The organism is Halobacillus naozhouensis (assembly GCF_029714185.1).
Lineage (GTDB): Bacteria > Bacillota > Bacilli > Bacillales > Halobacillaceae > Halobacillus_A > Halobacillus_A naozhouensis.
Window position 1 is genome coordinate 4,047,485 of the sequence record NZ_CP121671.1, and the last position, 21,573, is coordinate 4,069,057.

13 protein-coding genes are annotated in these 21,573 nt (G+C 42.3%); 5 read left to right on the top strand and 8 right to left on the bottom strand.

Annotated features, from left to right (window positions below):
- Positions 1-34: 34 nt before the first annotated feature.
- Complete coding sequence (locus P9989_RS20655) at positions 35-889, bottom strand: MurR/RpiR family transcriptional regulator (RefSeq protein ID WP_283076718.1); 855 nt, start codon at positions 887-889, stop codon at positions 35-37.
- Between the two features lie 137 nt (positions 890-1,026).
- Between P9989_RS20655 and gnd the strand changes: the two genes are divergently transcribed.
- From gnd to P9989_RS20675, 4 genes are all read left to right on the top strand, one after another.
- Positions 1,027-1,923, top strand: a complete 897-nt coding sequence (gene gnd / locus P9989_RS20660; protein ID WP_283076719.1) for a phosphogluconate dehydrogenase (NAD(+)-dependent, decarboxylating) — start codon at positions 1,027-1,029, stop codon at positions 1,921-1,923.
- A gap of 71 nt (positions 1,924-1,994) precedes the next feature.
- The gene (gene gntK, locus P9989_RS20665; RefSeq protein WP_283076720.1) at positions 1,995-3,536 is read left to right on the top strand and encodes a gluconokinase; all 1,542 of its coding nucleotides are present in this window, start codon (positions 1,995-1,997) and stop codon (positions 3,534-3,536) included.
- A 148-nt stretch (positions 3,537-3,684) separates the two neighbouring features.
- The gene (locus P9989_RS20670) at positions 3,685-4,104 is read left to right on the top strand and encodes a hypothetical protein (RefSeq protein WP_283076721.1); all 420 of its coding nucleotides are present in this window, start codon (positions 3,685-3,687) and stop codon (positions 4,102-4,104) included.
- A 19-nt stretch (positions 4,105-4,123) separates the two neighbouring features.
- Complete coding sequence (locus tag P9989_RS20675) at positions 4,124-6,544, top strand: molybdopterin-dependent oxidoreductase (protein ID WP_283076722.1); 2,421 nt, start codon at positions 4,124-4,126, stop codon at positions 6,542-6,544.
- A gap of 69 nt (positions 6,545-6,613) precedes the next feature.
- On the opposite strand, the gene P9989_RS20680 is transcribed toward P9989_RS20675, so the two are convergent.
- The 3 genes from P9989_RS20680 to gltB form a co-directional block, all read right to left on the bottom strand.
- Entirely contained in the window at positions 6,614-8,662 is a 2,049-nt protein-coding gene (locus P9989_RS20680) for a catalase (RefSeq protein ID WP_283076723.1), read from the bottom strand.
- Between the two features lie 165 nt (positions 8,663-8,827).
- Entirely contained in the window at positions 8,828-10,315 is a 1,488-nt protein-coding gene (locus P9989_RS20685) for a glutamate synthase subunit beta (protein WP_283076724.1), read from the bottom strand.
- A gap of 24 nt (positions 10,316-10,339) precedes the next feature.
- A complete protein-coding gene (gene gltB, locus P9989_RS20690) occupies positions 10,340-14,932 on the bottom strand; it encodes a glutamate synthase large subunit (RefSeq protein WP_283076725.1) in 4,593 nt (1,530 codons plus the stop codon).
- Positions 14,933-15,284: 352 nt separating this feature from the next.
- On the opposite strand from gltB, the gene P9989_RS20695 reads away from it, so the two are divergent.
- Positions 15,285-16,346, top strand: a complete 1,062-nt coding sequence (locus P9989_RS20695) for a DmpA family aminopeptidase (RefSeq protein ID WP_283076726.1) — start codon at positions 15,285-15,287, stop codon at positions 16,344-16,346.
- Between the two features lie 44 nt (positions 16,347-16,390).
- Here P9989_RS20695 and purU read toward each other — a convergent pair whose 3' ends face one another.
- From purU to cudC, 4 genes are all read right to left on the bottom strand, one after another.
- Positions 16,391-17,290, bottom strand: a complete 900-nt coding sequence (gene purU, locus P9989_RS20700) for a formyltetrahydrofolate deformylase (RefSeq protein ID WP_283076727.1) — start codon at positions 17,288-17,290, stop codon at positions 16,391-16,393.
- A gap of 135 nt (positions 17,291-17,425) precedes the next feature.
- The gene (locus tag P9989_RS20705) at positions 17,426-18,790 is read right to left on the bottom strand and encodes a sigma-54 interaction domain-containing protein (protein WP_283076728.1); all 1,365 of its coding nucleotides are present in this window, start codon (positions 18,788-18,790) and stop codon (positions 17,426-17,428) included.
- A 244-nt stretch (positions 18,791-19,034) separates the two neighbouring features.
- A complete protein-coding gene (locus tag P9989_RS20710; RefSeq protein WP_283076729.1) occupies positions 19,035-20,687 on the bottom strand; it encodes a high affinity choline transporter 1 in 1,653 nt (550 codons plus the stop codon).
- Positions 20,688-20,786: 99 nt separating this feature from the next.
- Positions 20,787-21,344, bottom strand: coding sequence for a choline uptake/conversion transcriptional regulator CudC (cudC, locus tag P9989_RS20715; RefSeq protein WP_283076730.1), 558 nt, complete (start codon positions 21,342-21,344; stop codon positions 20,787-20,789).
- Positions 21,345-21,573: the final 229 nt, after the last annotated feature.

Sequence of the window (21,573 nt, forward strand, 5' to 3'; positions counted from 1 at the left end):
TAGTATCTCATTACCAGAAATTTGTTGTTTATTTCTAAAGTCGTTTTAAAGCCATCGCTTTCCGCATATTTTGCAATGCCTTATTCCCCTCTTTTTCTTTAGCCATCATTACATTCGTATACAAAGCATCGATAATACTCAATTGAGCTATTCGTGAGGAGAATGCTTCAGAACGGAAATCAGTCTCCTCAGCTACCGTATAAAGGGGAACATCGGAGGATTTTGTCAGCGGTGATTTCGCAAAGTTTGTAATACTAATCGTTTTTACTTCATTCTCTTTCAACACCTGAAGTACGTCCAAAGTATCTTTCGTTGTGCCAGAATGTGAAATCACGACAGCTACATCATCTTTCGTCAGTTGTGAAGCAGCCATCAGCTGCATATGGGACTCAAGCTGAGCATTCACTACAAGCCCGCTGCGAATAAATTTGTGATAAGCATCTAATGCTACAACAGCAGACCCCCCACATCCAAAAAAGTCAATTTTGCGAGCTTTTAGGATGACATTTACTGCTTCTGTAATCGTTGTTCCATCAACAATTTGCAGCGTGCTTTCCAAGGTTTTTATATTTGACCTGAATACCTTTTCCGAAACTGTTGAAATACTATCTCCATCATTTATCTTGTCGTGAATGTCTTTGATCGGGGTAACAATTTCCGCAGCAAGCGCTATCTTTAACGCCTGGTAACCCTTAAAACCAATCCGTTTACAGAAACGGAATACCGTTGATTCAGCTACACCCAGCTCGTCCGAAACTTGATTGATAGTATGGTGAATGATTGTTTCAGGGTTATTCAGAATGTAATCGGCTATTTTCTTTTCCTTATCACTGAATTTTCCATAGCTGCTTCGTATTCTTGCTAATCCATGCTGTGTTTCATTCTCCATTACTTGATCTCCTCGCTTCATGATAATAGTTATATTATATAAGAAAAGAAGTCACATTAATATATTGAATACGAAAAAAAATTTGATATAATCATAAATATACGGAAAATAATTTTTCCCTTTAAGGAGGAACATATATGAAAATCGGCATGGTAGGTCTTGGTAAAATGGGCCTGAACTTAACTTTAAATTTACTAGATCATGAACATGAAGTAGTAGGATACGATACAGATTTAACCGTTCAAGACAATGTTTCACACAAAAACTTCTCTTATCAGGATTCGTTAGCCAAACTTGTAAACGAACTTCCTACTCCCCGTGTGGTCTGGATGATGGTTCCTGCAGGTGAGATCACTGATTCCGTCATTGAAGAGCTGTCAAATCTTTTAGAAGCTGGGGATATGTTAATTGATGGCGGAAACTCCAATTACAAAGAGACATTAAAACACGCGGAAACTCTTGAAGAAAATGGAATCTATTTCTTTGACTGCGGAACAAGCGGTGGTACGGATGGAGCTAGAAATGGTGCATGCACGATGGTAGGCGGACATCCTGATAAATTTAAACATATTGAACCTCTTTTCGAAGCCGTTTCCATTGAGAATGGATATCTGTACACAGGAAAAGCAGGCAGCGGACACTTTTTGAAAATGATTCATAATGGAATCGAATACGGAATGATGCAATCCATTGCTGAAGGCTTTGATATTCTTAACAAAAGTGAGTTCGATTATGATTACGAGAAAGTTGCTAAAGTATGGAATCACGGTTCCGTTATTCGCTCATGGTTAATGGAGCTGACAGAGCAGGCCTTTTCCAAAGATGCGAATCTGGATGAAATCAAAGGTGTCATGAATTCATCAGGTGAAGGGAAATGGACTGTGGAAACAGCTCTTGATCATCAAGTTGCCGCCCCCGTTATCGCATTGTCCTTAATGATGCGTTATCGCTCATTGGAAGACGACACGTTTACCGGCAAAGTCGTTGCTGCTCTGCGTAATGAGTTCGGCGGTCATGCTGTCGTTAAGAAATAAGATAGGATTCGGGCAGCTTCGCCACTGCCCTTTTTCTTTTTACGGAACTGATAATCATGAGGAGGTCCAGCATGAACGCACATTATTACTTAGGTGTTGATATCGGTACTACGAGTACAAAGGCGGTTCTTTTTAACAAAAAGGGTGACATTAAAACTCAGCATACGGTCAACTACCCTCTCCACACACCGAATCCGCTGGTAGCTGAACAAGACCCTGCAGAAATCTTTGAAGCTGTACTTGATACCATTCGAGAAGCAATTAACAAGGGTGAAGTTTCGACAGATCAGATTCAATTTATTTCATTCAGTTCAGCTATGCATAGTTTGATTGCAGTGGATAAGGACGGAGAGTTATTAACCAACAGCATTACATGGGCTGATACAAGAAGCGCAGCATACGCAAGAGACATCAAAGAAAACCATAATGGTCACGACATTTACTTACGGACAGGCACCCCGATCCACGCCATGTCACCTTTATCAAAGTTAGTCTGGTTAAAATCTGAGAAACCGGATGTATTTACACAAGCTGCTAAATTTATTTCCATTAAGGAGTATGTGTTTTACCGGTTATTTGATCAGTATGTAGTCGATCACTCGATAGCTTCAGCTACCGGACTGTTTAACTTAAAAGCCTTGGATTGGGATCAGGAAGCTTTAGCATTAGCAGAGATTACTCCTGACCATCTCTCTTCCCTTGTACCGACTACTTACTCATTAACAGGCTTAAAGGAAGAATACCAGCAAATCCTCGGGCTTTCGGAACAGACCCCCTTTATCATAGGCGCCAGTGACGGAGTGCTTTCGAATCTTGGTGTAAATGCAGTTGATCCCGGGGTAATTGCTGTTACGATTGGAACGAGTGGTGCGATTCGTACAGTATCTAACGAGCCTCGAACCGATCCTAAAGGACGAATCTTCTGTTACGCGCTAACAGAGAAGCACTGGATCATTGGCGGACCTGTCAATAACGGCGGAATGGTGCTGAGGTGGCTGCGTGATGAGTTCGCCGCAGCTGAAGTAGAAACGGCTGAACGCCTTGGCATCGATCCTTACGATGTATTAACGAGGATCGCTTCAACGATAGAACCCGGATCAGATGGACTGCTTTTCCATCCATTTCTTACTGGAGAGCGGGCTCCATTATGGAACTCGAGTGCACGAGGGTCATTTTTCGGCTTAAGTATTCACCATAAGAAGCAGCACATGGTTAGGGCAGTATTAGAAGGAATTATTTATAACTTATATACGGTCCTGCTAGCTCTTGAGGAACTAACTGGAGAACCTAAGCGCATTCAAGCTACCGGCGGCTTTGCAAGGTCTGAGATGTGGAGACAGTTGATGACTGATATTTTCGACAAGCCTGTTGTTGTACCTGAAAGTTATGAAAGCTCCTGTCTCGGGGCCGTGGTTCTCGGGATGTATGCTACCGGAGAAATTGATGACTTTAGTGTCGTTTCCGATATGATTGGTCAGACTCATACCCATCAGCCAAACAAAGACACAACAGAGGTTTATCGGGATCTTCTCCCTATCTACATTCGCTTATCCAGATTATTTGAAGAAGAATATGAATCGATTGCAAGTTTTCAGCGCAAGCATATTAAATGAATATAATCACCCCCCTTCACATCCAGTTTGTGAAGGGTTTTTTTTGCCTATTGAAAGGTTTAATGCTTCTTATGACGGGAAGTGTCCTATTACTATTCGTTTTTGTTAAAAAAGGAAATGCCTAGTAATGTTTTAAAAGGAGGCCCTTATGAAAGAAGGATATCAGCACCTATCAAACGCCTATCGGATAACTAATTACTTACTTAACTTACCGACCGTCAATGATAATTCCCTTGAACAACGGTTTAGAATCACTCTAAAAAAGAAACAAATAAGCCTTTCTAAAGTGTTAGCTATGATAGATGAAGAGGATATAACCAGGGAAAAATTTCATACGTTATCGTTTGAAATCTACCATGCAGATGAAGTGGGAAATTTACTCTTCGGAGCCTGGAAGCGCACTACTAAGTGGAATGGTCTGCAAGGAGAGGATACCGTAGAGAAAATGAGCAGATACACAGGGCAAATTAAAAGCGATCTCCAGCTCGCAGTGCCCTTTCTAATAGAAATATTAGGAGAGGACGTTAAATACGCAGTACCAGCCTTATATCGTTCTAAAAACAGATAGATAGATGGAGGGAGTCATTATGAAAGAATGGGGACCAATAAAAAATGATCAACATATTAAAGATCAACAGAACGTAGACAGATGGGTCCATAGCACTTGTAACCTTTGTTCCATTGGCTGTGGATGTGAGATTGCTGTAAAGGACAATAAGTTAATTGGTGTCAAAGGCATGAAAGAACACCAAACTAATCTCGGGCGTCTCGATCCAAAAGCTAAAGATCAATGGATGGCCAATAACAGTTCAGATCGTTTGCTTCATCCCTTAGTTCGTAACCAGGAAGGCAAGCTAAAGAAAGCAACCTGGGATGAGGCAATGAGTACAATTGTTGATAAAGCGAAAGAAGTGATTGATGAGAAGGGGCCAAATGGTGCCGCTATTTATAGTACGGGACAAGGATTTCTTGAAGACTATTATACGATTGCTAAGATTGGACGAGCTGGGATTGGCACACATTTGTTAGATGCGAATACTAGATTATGTACGGCAACAACAGAATACTGCTTGATCCAATCTTTTGGTTCTGATGGGGTACCCGCTTCTTTTGAAGATTTAGACTATACAGATACTGTCATGTTCTTCGGTCACAATCCTGCCGAAACGGGCTCCGTCCTTTTTGAGAGAGTAATGACCCGTAAAAAAGAAACCGGTAAACCTTACATCATTGTGGTAGATCCACGCGAAACATTAACAGCGGAATCAGCGGATTTGCATTTATCTTTAAATACGGGATCAAATTTGGCTTTATTAAATGGGTTAATAGGAGAGATGGTCCGTAGAAATTATGTGAACGATTCTTTTATTCGAAAACATACAGTGCACTTTGATGAAATGAAAGAAACAGTTAAAGAATGGTCTTTAGAACAAACCCAACAATACACCGGTATTTCCATTGAAAAGTTAGAAGAAGCTGTAGAACAGCTTGGCCGTACCACTAGTCTTGTGAGCACAACGCTTCAAGGGGCCTATCAAGCTGCTGATGCTACGGCAACGTGTGTTGCCATTAACAACATGCATCTGATGAGGGGATTAATTGGAAAAGAGGGCTCTGGACCATTACATATGGCCGGGCAGCCGAGCTCGTCAGGAAACCGGACTGTTGGTGGTGTCGGGACATATCCAGGGAACCGCAACCCGCTCAACCCTAAACATTTAAAGGAGATGGCTGAACTATGGAATGTTGAAGAAGACAAACTAGAAGTAGGACCAGAGAAAGGGATTATTAAGCAAATCGAGATGATGGAAAACGACCAAATTGGATTCTTCTGGAATATCCATACGAATCCGCTTGTTTCCTTGCCTAACCGTCAGCGAGCAAAGGAGGCTTTAAAGAAAACCTTTGTAGTTGTTCAGGATCCCTTTTTAACAGAAACGACAGAAATAGCTGATGTTGTTCTTCCTCCAGCCATGTGGGGCGAAAAAGAAGGTACAATGGAAAACGCAGATCGAACTATAAATCTACTAAGAAAAGCTGTTGAGCCGCCCAATGGAGTAAAAGCTGACTTTGATATCTTGCTTGATTTTGCGAAAAGGATGGGCTTTCAAGATAAAGATGGGGACCCTCTCATCCAGTTTGAAACCCCTGAGGGATCTTTTGAAGAATGGAAAGTGGTTTCTAAAGGAAGACCAAGTGACATGACAGCTATGAGTTACCAAAACCTTGAGGAAAATAGAGGTATGCAATGGCCGGCAAATGAAGAAAACCCTGAAGGTACAACTAGACTGTATGAAGATTTTCAATTCAACACCGAAGTGGATTATGCACAGAGTTATGGGAAAGATATCATCACAGGGAGACCGCTTGCCAGGGACGAATATAAAGAAAAGAGTGAAGCAGGGAAAGCAATCTTTTATTCAACACCCTACTTCCCTCCTTCTGAACAGCCAAGTGATAGCTACCCTTTCTGGTTTAACTCAGGAAGACTGATCTGGCATTGGCATACAAGGACGAAAACAAGCCGTTCCGCTTCCCTTGATCAAGCCGCCAAAGAAGCCTATGTTGATATCCAAGAAGATGATGCTGGACAAATGGGAATCCTTCCAGGAGAAGAAGTGGAAGTAATCTCTCCGCGAGGATCGATTAAGGTTCCAAGCAGAGTATCGAATTCTGTGCAAAACGGAACGGTATTTACTCCTTTTCACTTCGGAAACTTTGAAAAGGAACCCTCAGCTAACGAATTAACGATTGACGTAGTGGATCCCTTATCCCATCAGCCTCTCTACAAAAATTCAGTCTGCCGAATAGAGAAAAATAGAGGTTCGCATAAAGTAAAAAAAGGTGAAACAGTAAATAGTATTGCAGCGAACTATCATTTAACTGTTCCACAACTAAAAAGAGCGAATCGATTAAAGGACAATTTTGTTAAAGAAGGAGCCACTCTGGAAATCCCATTACGCATTCGTGAAGTTGAGGTTAAGGAATATCCGATCCCATTCGATTAATCGAAGACACTAAGAGGCCTGATGTCCACCTATAGAGGTAGTCATCAGGCTCCTTTTTGAGATAATAAATTATATTAATTGACGATCCCAGAAGCGATGAGAAGCGATTGCCTTACTGAAGTTACTGGCAAATTCACTTGAATCATCTCCAAGTACAACTCCTTTGCTATTTACTAGATCCGCTTTTTTCAACCACTTTTTCCCTTCATGGGTAGCTCCGAGAGGTTTGAAATGTCTGAATGCTTCATCAATAAAGTACATAGCATCCTGATGGAACCTATCGCTTACCTTGCTGCCGCCCACGGCATAGACAGCATCAAACAACACCGAGTCCACAGTTAGAAAGGTGTGATCAGCAGTAAATTCAATGTTATCTGATCCCTTTACATTTCCTAGCTTCTCGCTGATGATTTCGGGAATAACCCCTTCAACTTTTAATGCAGCTAGCACGGAAGAAACTTCCGTACCATCAAACCCTTCACCAACCAGGACGGCCACTTTTCTCGTCGATGGGTTTTTCTTTGTATTTTTTTGACTTAGAGCGGGTGAGGATTTGGTTACATCAGAACCTCCACCTTGAGGATGATCTACGCCAATGTTATCAGCGACAGCTTTGGCCAGGTCCAGACTGACATTCGCAAACATATCAACATTTTGCTGCTGAACTGATTTGCTCCCTACCTTGCCAAGTTCAAAGCTAAAAGCAGAAATGATATGTTGTTTTTCAGGTTCACTCATACTGTTCCAGAAAAGTGTGGCTTGAGAAAAGTGATCCTTAAAGCTCTCACTGCGTTTTCTCACCTTACGCCCTTCCACTTTCTCCTGGTAATGGACGTAGCCTCCTTCTTCTTCACTTGAAGTAGCTGGTGTATTGTCAGCAAGGGAATTATTATGGTAGCTCACTGGACCCTTGTTTATGGTCATACGCCCGTAACCATCACGCTGGTTATTATGATAAGGGCACACAGGCCTGTTGATCGGCAGTTCATGGAAATTCGGACCACCCAAGCGAATTAACTGTGTATCAGTATAGGAGAACAAACGTCCTTGTAATAGTGGATCGTTCGAAAAGTCTATTCCCGGGACAACATTTCCAGGGTGAAAAGCAACTTGTTCTGTTTCCGCAAATACATTATCAACATTCCGATTCAGTGTCATTTTCCCAATAAGTTTAACCGGCACGTCTTCCTCGGGCCACAGTTTCGTAGGGTCAAGGATGTCAAAATCTAAGTTGAATTCGTCTTCCTCTTTAATGATCTGAACCCCTAGCTCGTATTCAGGGAAATCGCCATCTTCAATAGATTGATATAAGTCACCCCGGTGGAAGTCTGGGTTCTTCCCGTTTATCTTCTGAGCTTCATCCCACACCAGTGAGTGAGTTCCTAAAACAGGCTTCCAGTGGAATTTTACAAAATGTGCTTCTCCCTGTTCATTTACAAGACGGAATGTATGAACACCAAACCCTTCCATCATCCGGAAACTTCTTGGAATTGCCCGATCTGACATCGCCCACATGACCATGTGAGCCGCTTCTTGGTTATTGGCGACAAAATCCCAAAACGTGTCATGAGCCGTAGCAGCTTGTGGCATTTCATTATGAGGTTCTGGCTTTAGAGCATGAACTAAATCAGGAAATTTAATTGCATCTTGTATAAAGAAAACCGGGATATTATTCCCGACTAAATCATAGTTCCCTTCTTCTGTGTAAAATTTAGTAGCAAAACCTCTCGCATCGCGAACTGTTTCACCTGAGCCCTTCGATCCGGCAACCGTTGAAAACCGGACAAATACAGGCGTTTTCACTGACGGATCCTGCAAAAAACCAGCCTTTGTGTATTCTTTCATAGATTCATAGACTTGAAATTCTCCATGTGCGGCAAACCCACGAGCATGTACAGCTCTTTCCGGTATTCGCTCATGATCAAAGTGTGTCATCTTTTCACGGAAATGAAAGTCTTCCATCAGCGTAGGTCCACGCTCTCCCGCTTTTAAAGAAAATTCATCTTCTGAAACTTTTACTCCCTGGTCTGTCGTCATTTTCTTCCCATTATCATCAGATCTAAATTGTTCCAATTGCTTATTCTTTTTATTCTTTTTTCCATGAGATGCGTCACTCATCTATAACTCCTCCTTATGGATAAATATAGGAACGAATCTTTCTCTGGTATCGTACCCGTTCCTCATTAATTTAAACTCATTCTAATCTATCAAAAGAGCTTACTTAATATAGAAAACACCTGCTCGCTTACTCCGAGCAGGTGTTTAGCAGGACATATTCAATTACTAAGGTAGAACCGTTTCGCCCATTAAATAGCGATCACATTCACGAGCAGCTTCTCTTCCTTCATTGATTGCCCAAACAATCAAGCTTTGTCCGCGGCGCATATCTCCAGCCGAGAAAATTCCTTCCTCGTTGGTTGTGTATTGTCCGTACTCCGCTTTGACATTCGAGCGATTGTCTGTTTCAATTTCTAGTTTTTCAAGAAGGTCTTGTTCGGGACCACTGAAGCCAATCGCTAACAAGACGAGATCAGCCTTCCATACTTTTTCTGTACCCGGAATCTCTCTTCGCTGGCGGTTACCGTCTTCGTCAAAGACTAGCTCCACATTGATCGTGTGGACTTCCTTCACGTAGCCGTTCTCATCGCCAACAAACTTCTTGGTCATGACTGAATAAGCCCTAGGGTCACGGCCAAATACCGCTCCTGCTTCCTTTTGACCATATTCTACACGATGGACAATTGGATACTGGGGCCATGGGTTCGTCAAATCATCACGGCTTTCCATTTTCTTATCGTAAATATCGAATTGAGTCAGGCTCTTACAGTTATGGCGGACAGAGGTGGAGATACAGTCAGTCCCAGTATCTCCTCCTCCGATAACAATAACGTCTTTCCCTTCAGCCGAAATGTAATTTTCATCATCATGGTTTGAATCCAGTAAACTCTTTGTATTTGCATGAAGGAAATCCATTGCGTAATGAATCCCTTTCAGCCCTCTTCCTTCAGCTTCTATATTACGCGGAATAGTCGCCCCGCCACATAGAATAATAGAGTCAAACTCTTCACGCAGACGTGAAACTGGATAATTCCGGCCCACCTCTGTATTCGTGACAAACTTAATTCCTTCCTGCTCTAATAACGTAACTCGGCGTTTAACTACGGAATAAGGAAGCTTCATTTCCGGAATCCCGTACGTAAGCAGTCCTCCAACACGGTCATTACGCTCAAATACAGTAACTGTATGGCCTGCTTTATTCAACTGTGCGGCTGCAGCAAGCCCTGCTGGACCTGAACCCACAACCGCTACCTTCTTACCGGTACGGCTTTCCGGAGGCTCTGGGACAACCCAGCCTTCATCAAAACCTTTCTCTATAATAGATCGCTCCACGGTTCGAATAGCTACCGGTGGTTCATTAATCCCAAGGACACAGGCTCCTTCACAAGGAGCCGGACAAGCGAATCCAGTAAATTCAGGGAAGTTATTCATTTCGTGTTCTTTCTCTAAGGCTTCCTTCCATTGACCCTTATAGACAAGGTCATTCCATTCCGGAATTAAATGATAGACGGGGCACCCTGTCGTCGATCCATTGATCTCCATTCCTGTATGACACGTTGGGACGCCGCAATCCATGCAGCGTGCTCCCTGTCTCTGAACCTCTTCATCTGACATTGGTATGGTATAGTCTTGCCAATCTTTCGTCCGTGTTACCGGGTCTCGTTCGTCTTGCGTCTGACGTTGATATTCCATAAATCCAGTCGGCTTTCCCATCGTATCCCCTCCTTAACGATCTGATTAAGCTTCTACAGGTTTCTTCTCTTGTTTACTCTCTTCGAATGCTTGCATTTCGGCATCAAACTTACTCAATCCCTGGTCCTTTAATGTTTTGATTCGATTTTGTACTTCAAGGTAAGCTTTCGGGATGATACGTTTAAAACTTGGCACGATTTCCTCCCAGTCTTCAAGGATTCGCTGCCCTTTGGGACTGTGAGTGTAATTCACATGTTTTCGAACTAGTTCATGCAATTCATCAATTTCCTGCTGGTCAGTAAGCTGTTGTACGTACACTAGCTCCTGATTACATTTCTGCTCAAAAGCCACTTCTGAATCATCTAGTACATAAGCGACTCCGCCAGACATACCAGCCGCAAAATTCCGACCTGTGCCGCCAAGAACAATGGCTTTACCGCCTGTCATATACTCACAGCCATGGTCTCCAACACCTTCTACAACAACCTCTGCCCCGCTGTTTCTGACGCAGAAGCGCTCACCAGCCAGTCCGTTGATGTACGCTTCACCAGATGACGCTCCATAAAGCGATACATTACCGATAATGGTATTTTCTTCTGGGATAAAAGTTGACTTCCTTGATGGATTGACGATAATTTTTCCGCCAGATAAACCTTTCCCAACGTAATCATTGGCATCTCCTACAAGTCTAAGGGTCATACCTCGAGGGATAAATGCACCGAAACTTTGTCCGGCAGAGCCTTTAAACGTCAATTGGATCGTATCTTCTGGTAAACCAGCAGCACCATAACGCCTAGTAATTTCACTGCCAAGCGTGGTTCCCGTTACACGATGGATGTTCCTAATCGAACCCGTGCTGCGAACCGGCTCCTGGTGATCTAGTGCCTTTTTGCATAACGGGATGAGCTCTTCATGGTCCACTGTCTTATCTAAGCCATGATCCTGTTTATTCATGGCGTAATGTCCTACACTGGGATCAACCTCCGGCTGATAAAGCAAAGCAGATAAATCTACACCTTTGGCTTTCCAATGATCAATCGCTTCATTCGTTTGAAGGACATCAGTTCGTCCGATCATTTCATTAATCGTTCTAAAACCAAGTTCAGCCATTAATTCTCTGGCTTCCTGAGCAATAAACCGCATAAAGTTGGCCACATGTTCCGGGTCACCGCCGAATTTCTTTCTTAGTTCCGGGTTTTGAGTAGCAACGCCTACAGGACATGTGTCAAGATGACAAACGCGCATCATCACACAGCCTAGCACCACAAGTGGCGCTGTAGAAAATCCGTACTCTTCCGCCCCGAGCAGAGTGGCAACAATAATATCTCTGCCTGTCATCATTTTTCCATCTGTTTCAACAACGATTCGATCCCGTAAACGATTAAGCATCAAGGTTTGATGGGTCTCAGCTAAGCCGATTTCCCACGGCAGTCCTGTATGCTTGATACTTGTTCGTGGTGCAGCCCCGGTTCCCCCGTCATAACCACTGATTAAGACAAGATCTGCTCGTCCTTTGGCAACACCAGCGGCGATCGTGCCCACACCAACAGCGGAAACAAGTTTCACACTGACACGTGCCCTCGGATTTGCATTTTTCAAGTTGTGAATCAGCTCAGCCAAATCTTCAATCGAATAAATATCGTGATGAGGCGGCGGTGAAATCAGTTCAACACCAGGGGTTGATCCGCGTACTTCGGCAATCCACGGGTAAACCTTTTTGCCAGGAAGGTGTCCACCTTCGCCTGGTTTCGCCCCTTGAGCGATCTTAATTTGAATCTCGTCGGCATTGACAAGGTAATCGCTCGTCACCCCAAATCGGCCTGAAGCGACCTGTTTTATCGAGCTTCGGCGTGAATCCCCGTTTTCATCCGGAGTAAAGCGATCAGGGTCCTCTCCACCTTCACCAGTATTACTGCGGCCCCCTACACGGTTCATCGCGATGGCCAGTGCTTCATGGGCTTCCTGACTAATTGATCCATAAGACATTGCACCTGTTTTAAACCTTCTCGTAATATCTTCAACTGACTCTACCTCTTCAAGAGGGATAGATGGACGCTGCTTAAAGGAGATTAATCCTCTCAGTGACTGTAAATTATTCGTTTCATCCGTGAGAAGACTCGAATATTTTTTAAAAAGTTGATAGTCATTTGTACGGCATGCATGCTGCAGGGTATGAATGGTTTTTGGATTATATTGATGGTCTTCACCATTTCCCCGATACTGGAACTCATCGCCTGCATCAAGTTTCTGTCCACTGGTTCTTTGATCGACAAAACCGCGGTCGTGACGCATACGTACCTCTTTTTCAATAATATCTAAGCCGACTCCGCCTAAACGGGAAGCTGTTCGCGTGAAATACTTGGCGATCACATCAGGGTGAACCCCTACAGCTTCGAATATTTGCGCTCCACGGTAACTTTGGATAGTTGATATTCCCATTTTAGAAAGAACTTTAATGACCCCGTCTGTGACGGAATGAATGTAACGATCTACAGCCTTCTCTAAGGAAGGGACGTTTATATCTCCCTTTTCAATTAGAGCACCAAGTGATTCATAGGCTAAATATGGATTGATTCCTTCTGCCCCATAACCAAGCAGTGTGGCGAAATGATGAACCTCGCGAGGCTCACCAGATTCAACCAGCAGGCTGACCTTCGTTCTTGTTCCTTGACGAATTAAGTGGTGGTGCAATCCTGAAACAGCTAGTAATGCAGGAATCGCCGCATGGTTTTCATCAATGCCACGATCTGACAATATCAACAGGGTCGAGCCATTTTCGATAGCTTGATCAGCCTGAGAAAATAGCGACTCAAGGGCTTGTTCCATTTGCTCAGATTCACCTGTTGTATCAAATAAAATAGAAAGTGTTTCCGCTTCGAAACCACCAAGTGTCTGTTGACGAAGCTTTTCCAATTCCACATTTGTTAAAATAGGCGTTTGCAGTCTGATTTTTCTACAACTTTCCGGCTGTGGGTCCACGAGGTTCCCTTCCGCTCCAATTGTCGTTTCAACCATGGTGATGATTTTCTCACGAATGGCATCAATCGGTGGGTTCGTAACCTGGGCAAAAAGCTGTTTAAAGTAGCTATATAAAAGTTGAGGTTTTTTCGATAGCACGGCGAGCGGAGAATCGTATCCCATTGAACCAACTGGGTCTTTTCCATCTGAAACGAGTGGGATCAATATTTTATTTAATTCCTCAGTTGTGTACCCGAAAGCCAATTGATGATCAATCAAATTCTCAACCTGTGACGTTAGCTGATGAGAAGGTTCTGGCAAATCCGTTAAATCCCATTTATACTCATCAAGCCATTCTCTATATGGTTGTTCACCAGCAATTTGCATTTTAATTTCTTCATCCGGGATAATTTTGCCTTTTTCTAAATCAACCAGCAGCATTTTTCCTGGATGCAAACGGTCTTTATATTCAATGTCATCAGCAAAAATATCTAAAGCTCCCACTTCTGAACCAAGGACAATCATGCCGCCTTTTGTAACATAATACCGTGCTGGTCTCAATCCATTTCGGTCTAAACAAGCACCAATTTGTTTTCCATCAGTATAAGCCAGTGCAGCAGGCCCATCCCAAGGCTCCATAAGACAGCTATGGTACTCATAGAAATCTTTTTTCTGCTCATTGATCGACTCATCGTTTGCCCATGGTTCTGGTACCATCATCATGGCTGTATGAGCGAGTGAACGCCCGGACAAGTAAAGAAATTCAAATGCATTGTCAAACATCGAGGAATCACTGCCCTCATCATCAATAATCGGGAGCATTTTTTCTAAATCTTCTTTACTGAAGTGCTCTGACTCACATAGCTCCTGGCGAGCCCTCATCCAGTTCACATTCCCTCTAAGAGTATTAAACTCACCGTTATGAATGGTATAACGGTTAGGATGGGAACGTTTCCAGCTCGGGAACGTATTCGTACTAAAGCGTGAATGTACTAAAGCAAGAGCAGTCTTATAATCAGGATGATTTAAATCGATATAAAATGAATCCATTTGTTCAGGTATGAGCATCCCTTTATAGACAATCGTACTAGTTGAAAGACTGGATAAATAAAAATCGTCAAAACCATCCATCTTAGCAATAGTCGTCTCAGCACGCTTACGAATAATATATAACCTGCGTTCAAAATCCATTCTATTCTTTACTCCCTTACTAGGAGCAATAAAGGCCTGACGAATAAATGGTTTCGTCTTTTTTGCGTCCTTGCCGACAAAGGAGTCGTTAACCGGCACTGTGCGCCATCCGAGGAAAGTCTGCCCTTCATCTTCGACAATCTCTTCAAACATTTCTCTACACTTCATACGTTTATCATGATCATAGGGAAGGAATAACATCCCTACACCATATTCGCCTTCATTCGGAAGTTCAATATCTTCTTTTTCACACTGTTTCTCGAAAAAATAATGAGGGATTTGCGTTAATATTCCCGCTCCATCCCCTGTACTTATGTCGGCAGCCTGGCCACCACGGTGTTCCAAGTTACAAAGAATCGTTACAGCATTTTCAACAATGCTATGTGATTTTGTCCCATCTATATTTGCGATCATACCAATACCACAGGCCTCATGTTCAAAGTCTGGATGATATAATCCTTGTGCTATAGGATAGCCGTTCTTCTGCATTCCAGGTCCCCCTCATCTACGTTTTCATCAGTAGTGTTAAAATTCTGTCTTTTGCAGTTTTTTACTAGTATAGCATGAAAATAATCCTTCTTCACGCGCCAAAGACGGATTTTCTTCGTTCTGAAGGTTAGTTTTCAGAAAATACAAACTATTATCAATTCCATTAACCTACTGAATTCATTGACTTCAAATAAATTGCTCAAAAAATGTAAGCGCATCCATTCTTGTTCAAAAATTTTTTAAATTTTTTCTTTAACTATTAAAATTTTTCCGTGAATTTTTTTAAAATAAAGGACTATTTGTAAATAAGTTGAATGAGTCAAATAGGAAGTTGAAAGAAAGGTGAGTTGAAATGCATGACCAAAAAAGAATTCGGGATTATGGTGTTATTATCGGAAAGTTACCCACAGGATACTACAATTCAATCACAGATATAGACGAAGTCACAGTTGGTCACGTCACATTAAGCCATGAGGAAATGCAAACAGGCGTTACCGCTATCCTCCCCCATCAAGGAAATCTATTTAAAGAAAAATTGATCGCCTCCAGCCATATTTTAAATGGATTTGGCAAAACAATCGGTACGATTCAAATGAATGAACTAGGCACTCTTGAAACACCAATTGTATTAACTAACACGTTAAATATAGGCACAGCAGCCTTAGCTCTGACGAAATACATGATGGCTGAAAACCCTGAAGTTGGCCGGACAACAGGAACACTCAACCCGATAGTAGGGGAATGTAATGATATGTATCTTAATGATATCCGTGCTCAATTCGTAGAAGAACATCACGTTCTCACAGCATTGGCTCACACCTCTTCTGAGTTTCAAGAAGGTGCAATCGGTGCTGGAACAGGTATGGTAAGTTATTCACTAAAAGGTGGGATTGGAACAGCTTCAAGACAAATGGACCTGGGGCATGGCACTTATACACTCGGGGTATTAGTCCTGACAAACTTTGGAATGCTGAGCGATTTAAGAATTAATGGAAGAGCAATTGGACAAGAATTGAAAAAGGTCATTCTTCCACTCGCTGAAGAAAAGGACAAAGGGTCGATTATGGTGATCACAGCTACAGATCTCCCCGTGTCCGAAAGACAGTTGCATCGAATCATCAAACGTTCTGTAACTGGACTATCCCGGACTGGATCAACCATTTCGAATGGGAGCGGAGATGTGATTATCGGATTTTCTACCGCTACAAAAATCCCTCGTGAAAGGCCGCCTCACTGTCTCACCTTGCCAATGATTCATGAGGAAGACATAGACTTAGCGTTCAGGGCAGTAGGAGAAGCAACGGAAGAAGCTGTACTGAATGCATTAATTACGGCTCCCCCTAAAACTGGAAGAGATGGGAATGAAAGTCCGGCATTATCAGACTTACTTACAACATATTCTATTACTTTATAAGTAGGAAGAGAGCGCCCCAGAAGGACGCTCTCTTCCTAAATTTCTTACAGAACAATTGTCTTATTCTCATAAACGATTATACGATCTTCTAATGCCCATTTCACTCCACGGGCCAACACACTACGTTCAACGGACCGCCCTTTCTTTTTCAAATCTTCTACGTTATCCCGATGGTTAACACGAATAATATCCTGTTCAATAATCGGTCCCTCGTCCAAGTCATTCGTCACATAATGGGCAGTAGCCCCAATCAATTTTACGCCTCGTTCAAAAGCACGCTTATGAGGATTAGCTCCAATGAAGGCTGGCAAGAAAGAGTGATGGATATTTATAATTTGCGCCTTATGTGCTGCTACAAACTCAGGTGTTAGAATTTGCATATAACGGGCAAGCACGATCAAATCAACTTCGTAGTCCTCTAATAGCTGAAGCTGCTTTGCCTCTACTTCTTTGCGGATGTCCTTGTTTGCAGGAATATAATAGAAGGGAATGTTGAAGGATTCTACAATCCCACGGCATTCCTCATGATTACTTATCACAACGACAACATCCGTCATCAGGTCCCCACTTTGCCATTCCAGCAAAAGTTCACGTAAACAATGAAGTTCTTTGGATACAAAAATAGCGGTTTTTTTGACATCATGAAGGAAATGAATCTCCCAATCCATTGAAAATGATTCGGCAATTTCTCGGAATTGATTCTCTAGCCTTTGGCCTTTTTCTTGCAAGTCAGGACATTCAAATTCCATACGAATAAAAAATGTTCCACCCTCATGGTCCGTTGTAAATTGATTAGATTCAATTATGTTAGCGCCGTTTTGCTTTAAAAACAACGACATGGCCGATACAATTCCTGGTTGATCAGGACATTTAATGAGCAGCCTTCCTTTGTTTTTATTTTTTTCTATGAAAGCATCGATATGCTCTTGAATATATGATTTCATAAAATATTCACCCCTCCAATATGTACTGTACTAAGTATAAACCTTTAAAGACGACATAGCACCACCCTATATAGCCATTCCCTATGGCAGAATGTATAAAAACGAAAGTGCCAGAGCTAATCAGAGGGCTTCCATTTATATTTGGTGTTTCTTTAGTTTTTCATAAAAGCTCGATTTACTTAAGCCTAATCGACGAGCAGCTTCTAATTTATTCCCGTCAGTTTGCTGCAACGTATTTTCAATTGCTTTTTGTTCTGTATTTTGTATGATTTCCTTTAACGTCAACCCTTCGACTGATGACAGAGTAGGGGATTGCAGATATCCCGGTAAATCAGCCATTGTAATAGTGGAAGAATGACATAAATGTACAGCAGCCTCTACTACATTCTCAAGTTCCCGCACATTTCCCTGCCATTTGTACTGCTTCAGTCGCTCCACAACTTCAGAGGTGAATTCCGTCACCCTTTTCCCGGTTCGATCCGTAACCTTCTGCAGAAAGAATTCGGCCAGCATCGCAATGTCTTCAGATCTTTCTCTTAAAGGAGGAATATCGATTTGTATCACATTAACACGATAAAATAAATCCTCTCGAAACCGTTTTTCTTCTACTAGTCTTTCAAGTGATTTATTGGTAGCCGCTACAATTCTTATATCTATCTTTTGTGGGTGAACCGCGCCCACCGCTTCGACTTCTTTTTCCTGCAGGACTCTCAACAGTTTTACTTGGGCGTTTAGAGGCATATCCCCAATTTCGTCTAGAAAAAGCGTTCCACCATCTGCCAGCTGAAACTTTCCCAACTTCCCTCCCTTTTTCGCTCCTGTAAAGGCACCCTCTTTATAACCGAATAATTCTGATTCAATTAAATTCTCCGGAATGGCTGCACAATTCACCTTTACAAACGGTTTCGTATGGCGTTCACTCAGCAGATGAATGCTATGCGCAAATAATTCTTTTCCTGTACCACTTTCCCCATTTAATAAAATGGACACATCACCAGGGGCAATTTGTTTCACAGTTTCCTTAATTTGTACCATTTTAGGAGAATTAGCAGCAATATCATGAAGCGAGTACACAACACCATGATGACTCTTCATCTGCTCCCGGTAGAACTCAAGCTCTAACAATAAGTCTTTGATGTGACTATTTAACACCATCCACTCTTTTGTATCCCGGAACAATACAGTTCCTACTGCGCCAACTACTTTCTCCCCTGACATTACAGGAATCCGGTTGGCAACCATGTGATTGCCACGAATAAACTGAAGGTCAGCTATTTCCTCCTTGCCAGTACTTGCGACAATGTGCATACGAGTGTTTTCGATCACATCTGTTACGTGCTTGCCAATAACCTCAGATTCATAAACCTCCAGAAACCTGCAGTACGTTTTGTTCATATACGTCACAACACCATTACGGTCCACTACTACAAAACAATGATAGGCATTTTCCAGAATAGTTTCAAAAAGCTCGTCTTTATATTCGCCTCTTACACTTAACACGCCAAGTACCCTCCACATAATTAGATAGTCATTCCATAAAAACGGTGTACCTCACTTCAGTAAACGTTATCATAATAGAGCAACCAAACACCCCAAACCCTTTAACTCCTTATTCTATCTATAATAGTGTATGAATTTACCCCCTTTTTCAAGTTCAGAAAGCGAGACTATCGTTTATTGAATTGAATATTTAATAAACAGCCCCGCTAGATTAGCGGGGCTGGTTTCTGTCATTTCTATCACGTTAAGAGGACAATTTTTGTTCAGCTTGTTCTTTATCTCCCGGCATAACAAGTGACTTTGGCTTGCATGTTTTCTTTGTGAGTTCAGACACTACGTAAATCATCACAAAAGCCGAAACACAGGCAAGTGTTCTAAATGGAAACAGGACGATGCCACCGTCTGTAATCATTGGGTATGGCAGAAAAGCAGGCAATCCAAGGGCCGGCTCACCTCCCCCAATACGAAGAAACAAAGCAACTACGAAACCGGCAATCGACCCGTAAAGATTTGCATTCTTATAGAATAAGGCCATCGTCAATTGTGGAAATAGAATCGTATAGACTAAATCTGACGCCAGATACCATAACGTATAAACACTCTGCACATTTAAGGCAATAATCATAGAGCCTACCCCAACGATAATAATCGTTCGCTTAATGACTTTCTTAAGTTTATCCGCACTGGCATGAGGGTTAATTAATGGTCGATAGACGTTCCATGATGCCATTGAGGAGGCTGAAAGAATGGAAGAGTCCATAGAGGACATAACGGCCGCAGCCAGGGCTCCAAGTCCGATCGCGGCGATCACTTCAGGCGTCAGATAACGTAAAACGTGCGGGAGGATAACCGCTGCATTCTCTGGTGTCGGCAGTCCCATGGCGGCCCAATCGATGTTAGATCCAACGACACCGATAATGACAGCAGGTACAGCTGCAATCAGGCAGATAATCCCTGCAATAATAGAGAACCACATCGCCGTTTTTTCACTTTTGGCGGAAAGGACACGCTGAAAATAAACCTGCCAGGCAATACCACCAAAGATAAGAAGCAGAGCGTAATCAATCCAATTCCAATACCAGTTACCCCATGCAGGGTCCTGCCAGCCGTTGAGCGGTGGGAAAAGGTTAGCATAAGAACCAAATTCTGCGGAATAGCTACTCCAGGCACTTTCCAAGCCTCCCACCTGGCCAAGAGCAAATGGAACGACGAGGAATAGACCTAGTAGTAATACAGCCATTTGGAAGACGTCTGTGTAGGCAACCGCCCACATTCCCCCAGCCACTGTATAAGCAATGGCGATTGCGCCGGAAAGAATAATAGATGTGGTGAAATCAATATTTAGTATTGTTCCAAAGGTTGTACCAAGAGCCGTAAGAATGGCAGCACTCCAAAACATTTCACCTAGCAAAGCAGGTATGTATAGAACACCTGCCATCTTCTTACCAAAACGTTGTTCAAGTGGATCAAGGATTGTCATAAATTCGTAGCGGCGCATCTTACGGGCATAGAAGATCCCGCCAATAATCAAGCTTAATGCATACCCCCATGGCGCTTGTGCCCAGACCAGACCATCACTATATGTGAATTCAGCAGTCCCATTTATATATCCGCCTCCAACCCATGTTGCGGCCATTGTAAACATGGCTACTCCAAGCGGGAGACTTCGCTTCGCAACCATCATATCCGAGAGAGACTCTGATTGTTTAGTTGCGAAAAATGCTCCTATATAATAAACGATTGCATAAAAAACGAGCATCGCGATAAAGCCGCTCCATAATATATCGTCATTGGTTAAAGCTATATACACAACAAAGGCAGCCAGTAAGACGGCCAATAACAATAGAGGACCATTTTTTTGTAAGAAAGATTTATTTGGGTCTGATTTTTTTACCATGTACATCACTCCTATTATCTGAATATTCTGTATTTTATAACAGGCGTACGTCTCCCCTTAAATAACGTAAAGAGTTATTTATGAAGAGGCGTTATTCTTTTATTCGTCGCTTTCATCAATCGGAATCATTTCAAATAATTCTCCGCTCTCGATAGAAGCAACCAGCTTTTGCAGCCAATGATAGTAAGGCTTTGAAGCTTCCAACTTTATATAGGTCTGTTCTGCCTCCTGTCTTATATCTTCTTCTAACTCTTTATCTTTGAGAAGATTGTCCAGGTCTTGCTGTGCTTGCTTAATAGCATCTAAATTAACCTTAGCTTCTCTCACCCATTTTTTCGTAAAAAAGTTCGTGAAGAATTGAAAGAAATCCTTTTCTGCTACAAAAGTCTGTCTGCGTGTTCCTTTACGAAAGGTTTGTTTGACAATGTTGTAATCCTGAAGCTTTTTCACGCCTGTACTCATGCTGGGCTTACTCATGCCGAGCTTCTCGCGCATCTCATCTAAAGTCATATCTTCTTCAAAATACATCGTCCCGTATAAGTTACCGGCACTTCGTGTCACACCATATAAATCCATTGTCTCCGCAATTGAATCGATCACATAAGCCTTCGCCTCTTCAATAGAAGTACGAGCCTGATCATTATTTTCGTTCGACATTTACAACCTCCTCCAACGAAAGGCAATTAATTTTATTAAATTTTTTCTTTACAAACTTATCTTAACGAATAATCTCAGCTTGTCAAAAAGCAAATCTTTTTAAACCCAATCTCAGCCCTATCAGCACATAGGCTGAACATAAATTTTATTTTTTTCCACTTTTGACATATAAAAAAGAGGGTGGTAGAGTGAAAATTTGTTCAAAACGTTAAATATTTTCTTAACTAAG